Source organism: Streptomyces sp. NPDC048434 (assembly GCF_043200375.1).
Lineage (GTDB): Bacteria > Actinomycetota > Actinomycetes > Streptomycetales > Streptomycetaceae > Streptomyces.
The window spans coordinates 119,039-133,248 of the sequence record NZ_JBICXQ010000012.1 but is presented as its reverse complement, the minus strand read 5'-3'; the positions used below and the strand labels follow the sequence as shown (position 1 = coordinate 133,248).

8 protein-coding genes are annotated in these 14,210 nt (G+C 70.7%); 3 read left to right on the top strand and 5 right to left on the bottom strand.

The window, feature by feature from the left end; genetic code table 11:
- Nucleotides 1-53: 53 nt before the first annotated feature.
- The 4 genes from ACGFWI_RS16440 to ACGFWI_RS16425 form a co-directional block, all read right to left on the bottom strand.
- Nucleotides 54-1,244: a glutathionylspermidine synthase family protein gene (locus ACGFWI_RS16440; RefSeq protein ID WP_393906630.1), complete on the bottom strand. Its 1,191-nt coding sequence runs from the start codon at nucleotides 1,242-1,244 to the stop codon at nucleotides 54-56.
- Between the two features lie 17 nt (nucleotides 1,245-1,261).
- Complete coding sequence (locus tag ACGFWI_RS16435; RefSeq protein ID WP_393906629.1) at nucleotides 1,262-1,669, bottom strand: hypothetical protein; 408 nt, start codon at nucleotides 1,667-1,669, stop codon at nucleotides 1,262-1,264.
- A gap of 191 nt (nucleotides 1,670-1,860) precedes the next feature.
- Nucleotides 1,861-8,742, bottom strand: coding sequence for an Ig-like domain repeat protein (locus tag ACGFWI_RS16430; protein ID WP_393906628.1), 6,882 nt, complete (start codon nucleotides 8,740-8,742; stop codon nucleotides 1,861-1,863).
- Nucleotides 8,743-9,386: 644 nt separating this feature from the next.
- On the bottom strand, nucleotides 9,387-10,799 hold the full coding sequence (locus ACGFWI_RS16425) for a PLP-dependent aminotransferase family protein (RefSeq protein ID WP_393906627.1): 1,413 nt from the start codon (nucleotides 10,797-10,799) through the stop codon (nucleotides 9,387-9,389).
- Between the two features lie 47 nt (nucleotides 10,800-10,846).
- Here ACGFWI_RS16425 and ACGFWI_RS16420 point away from each other — a divergent pair, with 47 nt between their 5' ends.
- A complete protein-coding gene (locus ACGFWI_RS16420) occupies nucleotides 10,847-11,356 on the top strand; it encodes a carboxymuconolactone decarboxylase family protein (protein ID WP_393906626.1) in 510 nt (169 codons plus the stop codon).
- Nucleotides 11,357-11,373: 17 nt separating this feature from the next.
- Nucleotides 11,374-12,105, top strand: coding sequence for an isocitrate lyase/phosphoenolpyruvate mutase family protein (locus tag ACGFWI_RS16415; protein WP_393906717.1), 732 nt, complete (start codon nucleotides 11,374-11,376; stop codon nucleotides 12,103-12,105).
- Between the two features lie 42 nt (nucleotides 12,106-12,147).
- Here ACGFWI_RS16415 and ACGFWI_RS16410 read toward each other — a convergent pair whose 3' ends face one another.
- Complete coding sequence (locus tag ACGFWI_RS16410; protein WP_393906625.1) at nucleotides 12,148-12,714, bottom strand: carboxymuconolactone decarboxylase family protein; 567 nt, start codon at nucleotides 12,712-12,714, stop codon at nucleotides 12,148-12,150.
- A gap of 46 nt (nucleotides 12,715-12,760) precedes the next feature.
- On the opposite strand from ACGFWI_RS16410, the gene ACGFWI_RS16405 reads away from it, so the two are divergent.
- Entirely contained in the window at nucleotides 12,761-14,188 is a 1,428-nt protein-coding gene (locus ACGFWI_RS16405) for a PLP-dependent aminotransferase family protein (RefSeq protein WP_393906624.1), read from the top strand.
- Nucleotides 14,189-14,210 lie beyond the last annotated feature (22 nt).

The window sequence follows — 14,210 nt, the reverse complement described above, 5'->3', positions numbered from 1 at the left end:
GCCCCGACGGCCGCCCGCCGCGCCCCCGCCCCGGCGGACGCGGCGCCCGCCGCTCAGCGGATCACATGCGGCAGAAAGCGGGCGTACTCATCGGTGACCGGCCCCGCCGACTCCCGGATGCCGAGCCCCGCCGACTCGTCCTCGACGACCCAGGCACCGAGCACGACCCGATTGCCGTCGAAGTCCGGCAGTGGGGCCAACTCCTGGTAGCAGCACGGGTCTTCGGGCCCTCGCAGCACCGGTTCGGCGCCCGGCTCGTGCAGCGTGACACCGGCCCCCTCCCGGCCGAGCAGCGGCTTGGCGACATAGCCACGGGTGTGCGCCAGCTCGCGCGGCCCGTCGAGGTAGGCGGGCAGCAGATTCGGATGCCCCGGATACAGCTCCCAAAGGACCGCCAGCAGCGCCTTGTTGGAGAGCAGCATCTTCCAGGCGGGCTCGATCCAGAGGGTCGAGCCCGTACCGCCGCCGTTGTCGAGGGTGTCCAGGACGAACGGGCCGAAGTCGTCGGTGGCCAGCCACTCCCACGGGTAGAGCTTGAAGCAGGCCCGCAGGAAGCGCAGCCGCTGGTCGACGAAGCGGCCCGACAGCCGGTCCCAGCCGATGTCCTCCATCGAGACGGCGACCGTCTCCAGGCCCGCCTGCTGCGCCGTCTCCTCCAGGTAGGCGACGGTCATCAGATCCTCGCCGAGCTCATCGCCCGCCGAGTGCGCGAAGTGCACCGCCGCGCCCGGCGGCAGCAGCGGCGCCTGCCGCTTCCAGGCCGCCACCAGCCGCTCGTGCAGCGAGTTCCACTGGTCGGCACCGGGGAAGCGCTCCTCCATCCAGAACCACTGCGGACTGGCCGCCTCGACCAGCGAGGTCGGCGTATCGGCGTTGTACTCCAGCATCTTGGCCGGTCCGCTGCCGTCGTAGTGCAGATCGAACCGCCCGTAGAGGGAGGGAAGTTCCTCGCGCCGGCGCCAGGACTCGGCGACCAGGCGAGCCAGCCGCGGGTCCTCGATGCCGAGGTCGGCGAAGCGGCCGTGCTCGACGATGTGCGCGGCCGCGGCCAGACACATGCCGTGCAGCTCCTCGACGACCTCCTCCAGGGCCTCGACCTCGGGGAGGGAGAACGCGTAGTACGCGCTCTCGTCCCAGTACGGGCGCAGCGAATCGTCCGGGTAGCGGGTCAGCGGATAGATCAGGCCCTGCGCCTCGACGGTCTGCTGCCAGCCGGGGCGGGGCTCGATGGTGTGGCGTTCCATACCGATTCCGGGTCCGCTCAGCCGCCGTAGGAGCCGTGCCGGCCGCCCGATCCGGAGCAGCCGAAGCCACCGCGGTTGACGGCCGTGGTCTTGCTGAAGGTGCCCTCGTCGGCGTACTTGCCGCCGGCGTTGTCCGGGTCGTAGTACCACTGGCCGTCGACGGGCTTCTTGCCGAGCCCGCCACCACGGCCGGTCTTGCCGTATCCGCCGGAGTCGGAGCTGCTGCTTCCGGAGGACGAACTGCCGCCTGTGGAGCAGTTCTTGGAGTCGACGATGCGGTAGCCCTGGAGGGTGTCGTAGCTGTTGCGGTCCACACAGCGCTTGTCGGGCTCGGAGCCGCAGGACGTCAACGCGGCGGCCAGCGCCCCCATACCGCCCAGGATCACCGTGCTCGACCGCAGCCGCCGGCGTGCTTTCTCTGCCATGCCTTGCCTTCCCCCGTGAACATTTGTTGGAGCGGAGCCAGCGTAAACGGCACCCGCCGGCCCGGCGCAATGAGGTGGCGTCCGCTTCCCGTGCCGCGCTCCGCACGGGCACCGGGACACAGCGCGACGCCGGGCCGCCCTCACGGGGGCGACCCGACGCCGTTGCGCTGTACGGGAGAAGGGACGTCGGGTTACACGACGGTCTGGGTGTCGGTGTCGCTGGAGCCGGTGAAGTTGGTGTCACCGGCGTAGATCGCCGTGATGAGGTAGTTGCCGGTGGTCAGCGGCGTGCTGACCGCGGCGACACCGGAACCGTCGAGCGTCCCGGTGAGGTTGATGGTGGTGACCCCGTCGGTGATGGTGAAGTTGACCGTCCCGGTCGGGACGCCGCTGCCCGGAGCCACGGCCGACACGAACGCGAGGATCGCGACGGTGTTGCCGGAGACGGACGGGTCGGGGAACGAGGTGGCCGTGGTGGTCGTGGATGCCAGGTTGACGGTCTGGGTGTCGGTGCCGCTGGAGGTGGTGAAGTTGGCGTCACCGCCGTAGGTCGCGGTGATGTTGTGGGTCCCTGCGTCGAGTGTGCTGGTGGTGACGGTGGCGACGCCCCCGGAGACGGTGCCGGTCAGCGTGCCGCCCCCACCGCCGTCGATGACGAAGACGACCGTGCCGGTCACCGTGCCGGCGCCGGGTGAGACCGGTGTCACCGTGGCGGTGAGAGTCACCGTCTGCCCGAACACCGTCGGGTCGGGAGACGAGGAGACCGTGGTGGTCGTCGCCGCCTGGGCCACAGTCTGGGTGTCGCTTCCACTGGAGGCGGCGAAGTTCCCGTCACCGCTGTAGGTCGCCGTGACAGGGAAGCTTCCGGCGCCCAGCGCGGTGGTCGACGCGGTGGCCGTCCCCCCGGAAAGGGTGCCGGTCAGCGTTGGGCCACCGGTGATCACGAACGTGACCGTTCCGGTCGGGGTACCTGCCCCCGGCGAGACCGGCGCGACGACGGCGGTGAAGGTCACCAACTGCCCTGCCACGGACGGGTCGGGGGACGAGGAGACCGTGGTGGTGGTCGACGCCGGATTCACCGTCTGGGTGTCGGAGCCGCTGGAGGTGGTGAAGTTGGCGTCACCGCTGTAGGTCGCGGTGACGGTGTAGAGGCCGGCGGTCGCCAGCCCACTGGTGCTCACACTGGTCGTACCACCGCTGAGCGTCCCGCTGAGAGTCACCGTGGTGACGCCATCGGTGGCCACGAACGCGACCGTGCCCGTCGGCGTACCTGCCCCTGGCGAGACCGGCGCGACCGTCGCACTGAAGGTCACCGACTGCCCCACCACAGACGGGTCGGGAGTTGTCGAGACCGCGGTGGTCGTCGACGCTTGGTTGACGGTCTGAGTGTCGGTCCCGTTGGAGGTGGTGAAGTTGGCGTCACCGCTGTACGTCGCCGTGACGGTGTAAAGGCCGGCGGTCACCAACCCACTGGTGCTCACGCTGGTCGTACCACCGCTGAGCGTCCCGCTGAGAGTCACCGTGGTGACGCCATCGGTGGCCACGAACGCGACCGTGCCCGTCGGCGTGCCCGCACCCGGCGAAACCGGAGCCACGGTGGCGGTGAAGGACACCGGCTGCCCGACCACCGACGGGTCGGGAGATGTCGAGACCGCGGTGGTCGTCGACGCTTGGTTGACGGTCTGAGTGTCGGTCCCGTTGGAGGTGGTGAAGTTGGCGTCACCGCTGTAGGTCGCGGTGACGGTGTAGAGGCCCGCGGTCGCCAGCCCACTGGTGCTCACGCTGGTAGTGCCACCGCTGAGCGTGCCGGTCAGCGTCACCGTCGTCACGCCGTCGGTCGCCAGGAACGCGACCGTGCCCGTCGGTGTGCCCGCACCCGGGGAAACCGGAGCGACCGTGGCCGTGAAGGTCACCGACTGCCCGACCACCGAGGGGTCGGGGGACGAGGAGACCGTAGTGGTCGTCGCGGCCTGGGCCACCGTCTGGGTGTCCGTACCGCTGGAGGTGGTGAAGTTGGCGTCACCGCTGTAGGTCGCCGTGACGGTGTAGAGGCCGGCGGTCGCCAGCCCACTGGTGCTCACACTGGTGGTGCCGCCGCTGAGCGTGCCGGTCAGCGTCACCGTGGTGACCCCATCGGTCGCCAAGAACGCGACCGTACCCGTCGGCGTACCCGCACCCGGCGAAACCGGAGCCACGGTGGCCGTGAACGTCACCGGCTGCCCCACCACAGACGGGTCGGGAGACGAGGAGACCGTAGTGGTCGTCGACGCCTGAGCCACCGTCTGCGTGTCCGTACCGATGGAGGTGGTGAAGCTGCCGTCGCCGCTGTAGGTCGCCGTGACGGTGTACACGCCCGCGGTCACCAACCCGCTCGTGGTCACGCTGGTCGTGCCGCCACTGAGCGTGCCGGTGAGAGTCACGGTGGTGACCCCGTTCGTGACCAAGAACGTGACCGTGCCGGTCGGCGTCCCCGCACCCGGTGAGACCGGTGCGACCGTCGCACTGAAGGTCACCGGCTGCCCCACCACCGACGGGTCAGGCGACGAGGAGACCGTAGTGGTCGTTGCCGCCTGGGCCACCGTCTGGGTGTCCGTACCGCTGGAGGTGATGAAGTTGAGGTCACCGCTGTAGGTCGCGGTAACGGTGTACGACCCGGGGGTGACCAGCCCGCCGGTGGTCACGCTGGTGGTGCCACCGCTGAGCGTCCCGGTGAGAGTCACCGTGGTAACGCCGTTGGTGGCCAGGAAGGTGACCGTGCCCGTGGGAGTACCTGCCCCTGGCGAGACCGGCGCGACCGTCGCAGTGAAGGTCACCGGCTGCCCCACCACGGACGGGTCGGGAGACGACGAGACCGTAGTGGTCGTCGACGCCTGATTCACCGTCTGGGTGTCATTCCCAGTGGAACTGGTGAAGTTGGCGTCACCGCTGTAGGTGGCGGTGACGGTGTAGGAGCCGGCGGTCACCAGCCCGCTCGTGGTCACGCTGGTGGTGCCACCGCTGAGCGTCCCGGTGAGAGTCACCGTCGTCACGCCGTCGGTCGCCAGGAACGTGACCGTCCCGGTCGGCGTACCCGCACCCGGCGAAACCGGAGCCACGGTGGCTGTGAAGGTCACCGGCTGCCCGACCACCGACGGGTCGGGAGACGACGAGACCGTAGTGGTCGTCGCGGCCTGAGCCACCGTCTGCGTGTCCGTACCGATGGAGGTGGTGAAGTTGGCGTCACCGCTGTAGGTCGCCGTGACGGTGTAGGAGCCGGCGGTCACCAGCCCACTCGTGGTCACGCTCGTGGTGCCACCGCTGAGCGTCCCGATGAGAGTCACCGTCGTAACGCCGTCGGTCGCCAGGAACGCGACCGTGCCCGTCGGCGTACCCGCACCCGGCGAAACCGGAGCCACCGTCGCCGTGAAGGTCACCGGCTGCCCCACCACAGACGGGTCAGGAGACGACGAGACCGTAGTGGTCGTCGACGCCTGCGCCACCGTCTGCGTGTCCGTACCGACGGAACCCGTGAAGCTGCCGTCGCCGCTGTAGGTCGCCGTGACGGTGTAGGAGCCCGCGGTCACCAACCCGCTGGTGGTCACGCTGGTCGTGCCACCGCCGAGCGTGCCGGTCAGCGTCACCGTGGTGACCCCGTTGGTCGCCACGAACGTGACCGTCCCGGTCGGCGTACCCGCACCCGGCGAAACCGGTGCGACCGTCGCCGTGAACGTCACCGGCTGCCCCACCACTGACGGATCCGGCGACGAGGAGACCGTCGTGGTCGTCGACGCCAGGTTGACCGTCTGGGTGTCCGTACCGCTGGAGGTGGTGAAGTTGGCGTCACCGCTGTAGGTCGCCGTGACCGTGTGGCTGCCGACGCTCAATGTGCTGGTGGTGACGCTCGCCGTACCGCCCGAGAGTGGCGCGGTCAGCGTGGGGCCACCGGTGATCACGAACGTGACCGACCCCGTCGGCGTCCCCGCACCCGGCGGCACCGGAGCCACCGTGGCGGTGAACGTCACCGGCTGGCCGAAGACCGACGGGTCGGGCGACGACGAGACAGTGGTGGTCGTCGACGCCGGATTCACCGTCTGGGTGTCCGTACCGACCGAGCCGGTGAAGCTGCCGTCACCGCTGTAGGTCGCCGTGACGGTGTACGCGCCCGCGGTCACCAGCCCGCTCGTGGTCACGCTGGTCGTGCCGCCACTGAGCGTGCCGGTGAGAGTCACGGTGGTGACCCCGTTCGTGACCAAGAACGTGACCGTGCCGGTCGGCGTACCCGCACCCGGTGAGACCGGTGCGACCGTCGCACTGAAGGTCACCGGCTGCCCCACCACCGACGGGTCAGGAGACGAGGAGACCGTGGTGGTCGTCGCGGCCTGGGCCACCGTTTGTGTGTCCGTACCGCTGGAGGTGGTGAAGTTGGCGTCACCGCTGTACGTCGCCGTGACCGGGTGAGTGCCGACGCTCAAGACGCTCGTCGTGACACTCGCCGTACCCCCGGAAAGGGTGCCGGTCAACGTGGGGCCGCCCGTGATGACAAAGGTGACCGTGCCCGTCGGCGTCCCCGCACCCGGCGGCACCGGAGCCACCGTGGCCGTGAACGTCACCGGCTGACCGAAGACCGACGGGTCGGGCGACGACGAGACCACGGTGGTCGTCGACGCCTGATTCACCGTCTGGGTGTCCGTACCGACCGAGCCGGTGAAGTTGCCGTCACCGCTGTAGGTCGCCGTGACCGCGTGCGTACCGGCGCCCAGTGCGCTGGTGGTCACGCTTACGGTGCCTCCGGAGAGGGTGCCGGTCAGCGTCGGGCCACCGGTGATCACGAAGGTGACCGTCCCGGTCGGCGTACCCACGCCCGGTGGGACCGCAGCCACCGTGGCGGTGAAGGTCACGGGCTGCCCCGTCACGGACGGGTCAGGAGACGAGGTGACCGTGGTGGTGGTCGCCGCCAGGCCCACGGTCTGGGTGTCGGTGTCACTGGAGCCGGTGAAGTTCGCGTCGCCGCCGTAGGTCGCGGTGACGGTGTAAACGCCCGCCGTGACCAGCCCGTTGGTGCTGACGGTGGCGACGCCGGCGCCGTCGAGGGTGTCGCTGAGGGTCACGGTCGTGACCCCGTTGGTGATGACGAAGGTGACGGTTCCGGTCGGCACGCCGCCGCCGGGGAACACCGGGCCCACAAAGGCAGTGAAGTTGACCGTTTGCCCCGTCACGGAAGGGTCGGGGAAGGACGTGACCGTGGTGGTCGTGGAGGCCTGGTTGACGGTCTGGGTGTCCGTGCCGCTGGAGCCGGTGAAGTTCGCGTCACCGCCGTACGTTGCCGTGACCGTGTGCGAACCGGCGGAAAGCGCACTGGTGCTGACGCTCGCCGTACCTCCGGAAAGGGTGCCGGTCAGTGTGGGACCACCGCTGATCACGAAGGTGACCGTGCCCGTCGGCGTACCCGCACCCGGCGAAACGGGAGCCACCGTCGCCGTAAAGGTCACCGACTGCCCGAAGACCGACGGGTCCGGCGACGAACTGACCACCGTGGTCGTCGACGCCTGGTTCACCGTCTGGGTGTCCGTGCCGCTGGAGGTGTTGAAGTTGCCGTCGCCGCTGTAGGTCGCGGTGACCGTGTGCGAACCGGGAGAAAGAGAGCTCGTGCTCACGCTCACCGTGCCCCCGGAAAGGGTGCCGGTCAGCGTCGGACCACCACTGATCACGAAAGTGACCGTGCCCGTCGGCGTACCCGCACCCGGCGACACCGGAGCCACCGTCGCCGTGAACGTCACCGACTGCCCGAACACCGACGGGTCGGGAGACGACGTCACCGTGGTCGTCGTGGACGCCTTGTTGACGGTCTGGGTGTCCGTGCCGCTGGAGGTGTTGAAGTTGCCGTCACCGCCGTAGGTCGCGGTGACCGTGTGCGAACCGGGAGAAAGAGAGCTCGTGCTCACGCTCACCGTGCCCCCGGAAAGGGTGCCGGTCAGCGTCGGACCACCACTGATCACGAAAGTGACCGTGCCCGTCGGCGTACCCGCACCCGGCGACACCGGAGCCACCGTCGCCGTGAACGTCACCGACTGCCCGAACACCGACGGGTCGGGAGACGAGGTCACCGTGGTCGTCGTGGACGCCTTGTTGACGGTCTGGGTGTCCGTGCCGCTCGACGCCGCGAAGCTGCCACTGCCGCTGTAGGTCGCCGTGACGGTGTGGGGGCCCACGCTCAGGCCGCTGGTGCTGACGCTCGCCGTTCCGCCCGAGAGCGTCGCCGTCAGCGTGGGGCCGCCGGAGATGACGAAGGTCACCGTGCCGGTCGGCGTACCCATGCCGGGTGGGACGGGGGCGACGGTGGCCGTGAAGGTGACGGACTGCCCGAACACCGACGGGTCGGGCGACGAGGTCACCGTGGTGGTCGTCGGCAGCAGACTCGGCTGCACGGTCTGGGTGTCGGTGCCGACGGACGCATTGAAGTTGGTATTGCCGTTGTAGGTCGCGGTGATGGCATGTGTACCGACGCTGAGGGTGCTCGTGGTGACGGTCGCCGTACCGCCCGAGAGCGTGCCCGTCAGGGTGGGCCCGCCGGCGATGACGAAGGTGACCGTGCCGGTCGGGGTACCCGCACCCGGCGCGACCGGCGCGACGGTGGCGGTGATGGAGACCAGCTGCCCGAAGGTCGACGGGTCCGGCGATGACGTGACCGCCGTGGTCGTCGATGCCTTGTTCACCGTCACGGAGGCCAGGCCGGAGGACGACGAGAACTGGGGGCTGCCGTTGTAGGTCGCGGTGATGGTGTGAAAGCCCACGTTGATATTGCTGACGGTGGCGGTCGCGGTGCCGCCTACGAGGATGCCCGTCACGGTGGGCCCGCCGGCGATGACGAAGGTGACGGTGCCGGTGGGTGTTCCCAGCCCGAGTGGGATGACAGTGGCGGTCAAGGTGACCGTCTGTCCGAAGACTGCCGGATTTGGCGTCGCGGACGCCAAAGTAAAGGTGGGTGCCATGTGATGGCCCTCCGGATGCGGTGATGGTGGCGGGCCGTTCAGCTCCCCGTGGACCTTGAGCTTCTGCGGGAAGTGGGCATCAACCTGGGGAAGGAAATCGGTCATGAAAGCCGACGGAGATTCGCATCTGCATACCGATGTCCTCCCGCCAGGTAGGCAACCCGCCGGTCGATAGCATCAGTAGGCGCGCCGATCAGGCCGCCACGCCATAGTCGCTCCCCGCATTTACCCTGAATGGCGCAGCGCGCAGCGGCTTGCACGGCGCCTCGCGGCGCGCGCCGCGGGGCGCAGACGTGACGAGCGTCGGCACTGGTGACGTGCGGTCAGTACGGGACATCACCGTGAGCTTCCTTCGCACCACCCTCAACGCCGTTGCATAACAGCGCAGTTGACGACGAGGCGCGCTCCGGTGGCAGAATCCACGGCATGAGACTTCGTTTGCTACTGCAATCCACTTCGAGCGCCCGAGGGCCGGCGGCGGGTAACTCAACTTCCCGCAATTGCCCTTCCTCTCAAGGGAGTTGGGGGTGCGAGGGAGAGTGATGACGAGAGTGGAATGATGAGGACTTATACCGAGCGGATCGCAAGGGAGCCTGCGTACCGAGGGGGGATTTTCCGCCGTCGCCCGTTCCCGTCCGCCGTCTACGCCGACCGACGGGCCGGGGCTCGACCGGGTGTCGTTCGTGCGGGAGTTGTGATCCGGAATTCCCGCACCCTCGGAATTCCCGCACCTCCGTCTCCTTCCCCGCCTACTCCCCCGGCGGCAGCGCCCTGAGCAAGGCGTCCAGCGCGCCGGCGAAGGAGTGGTCGGGCGGGGTGCCGTAGGCCACTACCAGTGCGTCGCGAGAGGCCGGCGGGGCGGTCGGGTCGTGGAAGCGGCTCAGTCCCTCCAGGGCGAGGCCCTGCCAGCGGGCGGCCTGGAGGATGGACTGTTCGGTGCCGGGCGGGAGTTCCAATACGGCGTGCAGGCCGGCGGCGATGCCGGAGACCCGGACGTGGGGTGCGTGGTCGGCCAGGGCGGCCACCAACTGATCGCGCCGGCGTCGGTAGCGCAGCCGCATCCCGCGCAGATGGCGGTCGTAGGCGCCCGAGGACAGGAACTCGGCGAGGGTGAGCTGGTCCAGCGCCCCGGACTGCCATTCGCCGGTGCTCTTGAGGGCCAGCACCGGATCGACCAGACGGTCCGGCAGCACCATCCAGGCCAGCCGCAGCGCGGGGGCGAGGCTCTTGCTCGCGGTGCCCAGGTAGACGACGTGGTCGGGGTCCAGCCCCTGGAGGGCGCCGACCGGCTGGCGGTCGTAGCGGAACTCGCCGTCGTAGTCGTCCTCCAGGATGAATCCCCCGCCGGCGCGTGCCCAGTTGACGGCGGCGGCCCGGCGGTCGGGGTGCAGCGGTACGCCGGTGGGGAACTGGTGGGCGGGGGTGAGGAGGGCCGCGCGTACATCGTCGAGGCCGGTCAGCTCCTCGGTGCGGGCGCCGCGTTCATCGACGAGGAGCGGCACGGTGCGCAGGCCCGCGCGGGTGATGACGGCGCGGTGGAAGTCCAGGCCGTACGACTCGACGGCCAGCCGTCCGGCGCCCAGAGCGCGGCCGAGCAGGGCCAGACCCTGCATGAAGCCGGTGCAGACGACGATGCGGTCGGGGTCGGCGCGTACGCCACGGGCGCGGGCGAGGTAGTCGGCGAGGACGGTGCGCAGTTCGGGGCGCCCGTGGGAGGTGTGGTAGCCGAAGGCCTCACTGGGGGCGGCGGTCAGCGCGCGGCGGGCGGCGGCCAGCCAGGCGGTGCGCGGGAAGGCGGAGACATCGGGGCTGCCCGGGGTGAGGTCGAAGCGCGGCCGGTCGGCGCGGCCGGCCGGGCCGGGGGCGCGCCGGGCGGTGGGCGTGGCACGCGGCAGCGCCCTCTCGGCGACGCGGGTGCCGGAGCCCTGGCGGGCGCTGAGCCAGCCCTCGGCGACCAGTTCGGCGTAGGCGTCGGCGACGGTGTTACGGGCGATGCCGAGGTCGACGGCGAGCGAGCGGGAGGAGGGCAGACGGGTGCCGGGGGCCAGCCGCCCGGACCGTACGGCGTCCCGCAGCGCCCGCAGCAGCGCGGCGCGCGGCCCGCCGGGGCCGGTGAGATCCAGGTGCAGATCACGGCCGAAAGTGGCCCAGGAATTCTCCATGAAAGTGGACCATACAGCTGCGCCATTGCCGCCGTAGCGTCGTAGGCATGACGACACAGACGACACACACGACACAGACGGCGGCGCCCGGGGCAGCGGCACCGGCGCACCGGCACGGCCCCCGTCTGCAGTGGGCCAAGCTTGCGCCGGACGTCTACAAGGCCATGATCGCGCTGGATGTGGCGGCGAAGAAGGGCCTCGACCCGACGCTGGTCGAGCTGGTGAAGATCCGTGCCTCGCAGCTCAACCACTGCGCCTTCTGCATCGATATGCACATCAAGGACGCCCGCGCGGCCGGCGAGACCGAGCAGCGCATCTACCTCCTCAACGCCTGGGAGGAGGCCACCGACTTCTACTCCCCCAGGGAGCAGGCCGCCCTCGCCCTCACCGAAGCGGTCACCCTGCTCACCGAGGGCTTCGTTCCCGACGCCGCCTACGACGTCGCCGCCGCCCACTTCGGCCAGGCCGAACTGGCCCAGCTGATCGCGCTGATCACCACCATCAACGCCTGGAACCGCTTCGGCGTGTCCACCCGCATGGCTCCGGGCCAGGCATGACCGCCACCGACCGCCCCGTGGCTGCCACGGCCCTGCGCGCCCTGCACCACGGGCCCCAGCTGCCCCTGGTTCTTCCCGGTCCATGGGACGCGGCCAGCGCCCGGGTGTTCGCGGACGCCGGTTTCCCGGCGCTCGCCACCCCGAGCGCGGGCATCGCGGCCTCCCTCGGATACGAGGACGGACAGACGCCGGCCGACGAGATGTTCGCGGCCGTCGCCCGCATCGTGCGGTCCGTGGACATCCCGGTCTCGGCCGACGTGGAGGCCGGATACGGGCTGTCCGCAAAGGAGTTGGTGGGCCGCCTCGCGGAGGCCGGTGCGGTGGGCTGCAACCTGGAGGACACCGATCACGCCACCGGCGCCCTGCGGGACCCGCAGGAACAGGCGGACTGGCTGGCCCGGGTACGGGCCGAGGCGGGCGATGCACTGGTGATCAACGCCCGGATCGATACCTATCTCCACGGCGTCCAGGACACGCAGGAGACGGTCCGACGGGGCCGGCTGTACGCGGCGGCGGGCGCCGACTGCGTCTATCCGATCCTCGCCCCACCGCCACTGCTCGCCGACCTCGCCGCCGGTATCGGCCTCCCCCTCAATGCCGTGGTGACACCGGACGGACCCGCCCCGCGCGAGCTCGGCGCCCTCGGCGCGGCCCGGATCACCTTCGGCCCCGGCCTCCAGCACCAGGCAATGGCGGCGCTGACGGGGATGGCGGAGCGGCTGCGGGAGGAGCTGGCGGCGGGCGGCTGACGGCCCGGGGCCCGGCGCGCGCGTGCCGGGCCCGCCGTGCCCCTACCGCTCGTCGGTCCCCGGCACCTTCCCCGTGCTGATGGCGATCCGGTTCCACGTATTGATCGTGAAGATCAGCGCCAGCAGCCGGGCCAGCTCCGCCTCGTCGAAGTGGCGGGCGGCACGCTCGTAGACCTCATCCGGCACACCGCCTCGGGCGACCAGCGTCACGGCCTCGGTGAGCGCCAGCGCCGCCCGCTCCTTCGCGGTGAAGAAGTGCGCCGCCTCCTCCCAGACGGCCACCATGTGCAGCCGCTCCGCGCTCTCGCCCGCCTTACGGGCATCGGAGGTGTGCATATGGAGGCAGTACGCGCACTTGTTGAGCTGCGAGGAGCGGATCTGGACCAGCTCGACCAGGGCCGGGTCCAGCCCCTCGCGGGCAGCGGCATCGAATCCGATCAGAGCCTTGAAGGCCTTCGGGGCGGCCCGGGCGAAGTTCACCCGGGGGCTGCGCACGACCGCTTCGTTCCCCGCCCCGTTGACCGCTTCGTTCGCCGGGCTCGCTCCCGTCACCGGGTCCGCCGCCTTGTTCCCCGCGCCCGCTTCGCTCATCTGCGTTTCATTCGTCATACGTGGAATCTAGAAGCTCAGGCGACCCGCTATAAGGTGCATTCCCATGCCGGAATCATGGGTCAATCTTGCCGAGAGCCTGGGCGCCGATCTGCATCTGGAGCTGACCGGCCCCGGCAGCCGCCGCGCCGTCCTCATCCGCGCACTGCGCGACGCCGTACGGTCCGGCCGCCTGGCCCCCGGCACCCGCCTGCCGCCCTACCGCTCGCTCGCCGCCGACCTCGGCATCGCCCGTAACACCGTCGCCGACGCCTACGCCGAACTGGTCGCCGAGGGCTGGCTCAGCGCCCGCCAGGGCTCCGGCACTCGCGTCGCCCAGCGCGCAACGCCGCTGACGCCCACCCGTGCCCCGGCCCACCGCACCCCGGCGAGCCGCCCCGCACACAACCTCCTCCAGGGCCGGCCGGACGCCGCCTCCTTCCCGCGCACCGCCTGGCTCGCCGCCGCCCGCCGCGCACTGACCGCCGCCCCGAACGACGCCTTCGGCCCCGGCGACCCCCGCGGCCGCCCCGAACTGCGCCGCGCCCTCACCGACTACCTGGCCCGCACCCGCGGCGTACGCACCGACCCCGAACGCATCGTCATCTGCTCCGGCTTCGCCCACGCCCTGCGGCTGCTCCTGCCCGCCGTGCTCCCCGGCCCCCTCGCCGTCGAGTCGTACGGCCTCCCCTTCCACCGCCGGCTCCTGACCACGGCCGGCACCCCCACCCACCCCCTCGCCATCGACGAACACGGCGCCGACACCGGGCAGTTGGCCCACCTCGATGACCTGGGCGCGGCCCTCCTCACCCCCGCCCACCAGTTCCCCACCGGCGTACCGCTGCACCCCGACCGCCGTGCGGCCGCCATCAACTGGGCGAGAACCACCGGGAATTACCTTCTGGAGGACGACTACGACGGCGAGTTCCGCTACGACCGCAAGCCGGTCGGCGCCCTCCAGGGCCTGGATCCGGAGCGCGTCCTCCACATCGGCTCGGTCAGCAAGAGCCTGTCCCCCGCGGTGCGCCTGGGCTGGATGGCGCTCCCCGACCGTCTCGTCGACGCCGTACTGGAGGCCAAGGGCGAACGTGAGGCCTGGGCGAGCGTCACCGACCAGCTCACCCTCGCCGAGTTCCTCACCCACGGCGCCTACGACCGGCACATCCGCCGTATGCGCCAGCGCTACCGCCGACGCCGCGACCAGCTGATCGACGCGGTGACCGCCCATGCCCCGCACCTCACCGTCACCGGCATCGCCGCCGGACTGCACGCCGTCCTCCAACTCCCCGACGGCTCCACCGAGTCGGACGAACACACCGCCCTGCGCGCCGCCCGATGGCAGGGCCTGGCCCTCGACGGCCTCTCCGACTACCGCCACCCCGCCGCGACCATGCCACCGCGCCACGGCCTGGTCATCGGCTATGCGACACCCACCGACAGCGCCTACCCCGGCGCCCTGGAGGTGCTGTGCCGGGCGCTGCCGCCGAGGGCTTGAGGGGCCGGCGAGTGTCGCTGTG

What these genes read in the sequence shown, in the direction of transcription:
- ACGFWI_RS16440 (WP_393906630.1), bottom strand. Translation starts at nt 1,244, where the DNA reads ATGGAACGCCACACCATCGAGCCCCGCCCCGGCTGGCAGCAGACCGTC.
- ACGFWI_RS16435 (WP_393906629.1), bottom strand. Translation starts at nt 1,669, where the DNA reads ATGGCAGAGAAAGCACGCCGGCGGCTGCGGTCGAGCACGGTGATCCTG.
- ACGFWI_RS16430 (WP_393906628.1), bottom strand. Translation starts at nt 8,742, where the DNA reads ATGACCGATTTCCTTCCCCAGGTTGATGCCCACTTCCCGCAGAAGCTC.
- ACGFWI_RS16425 (WP_393906627.1), bottom strand. Translation starts at nt 10,799, where the DNA reads ATGGAGAATTCCTGGGCCACTTTCGGCCGTGATCTGCACCTGGATCTC.
- ACGFWI_RS16420 (WP_393906626.1), top strand. Translation starts at nt 10,847, where the DNA reads ATGACGACACAGACGACACACACGACACAGACGGCGGCGCCCGGGGCA.
- ACGFWI_RS16410 (WP_393906625.1), bottom strand. Translation starts at nt 12,714, where the DNA reads ATGACGAATGAAACGCAGATGAGCGAAGCGGGCGCGGGGAACAAGGCG.
- ACGFWI_RS16405 (WP_393906624.1), top strand. Translation starts at nt 12,761, where the DNA reads ATGCCGGAATCATGGGTCAATCTTGCCGAGAGCCTGGGCGCCGATCTG.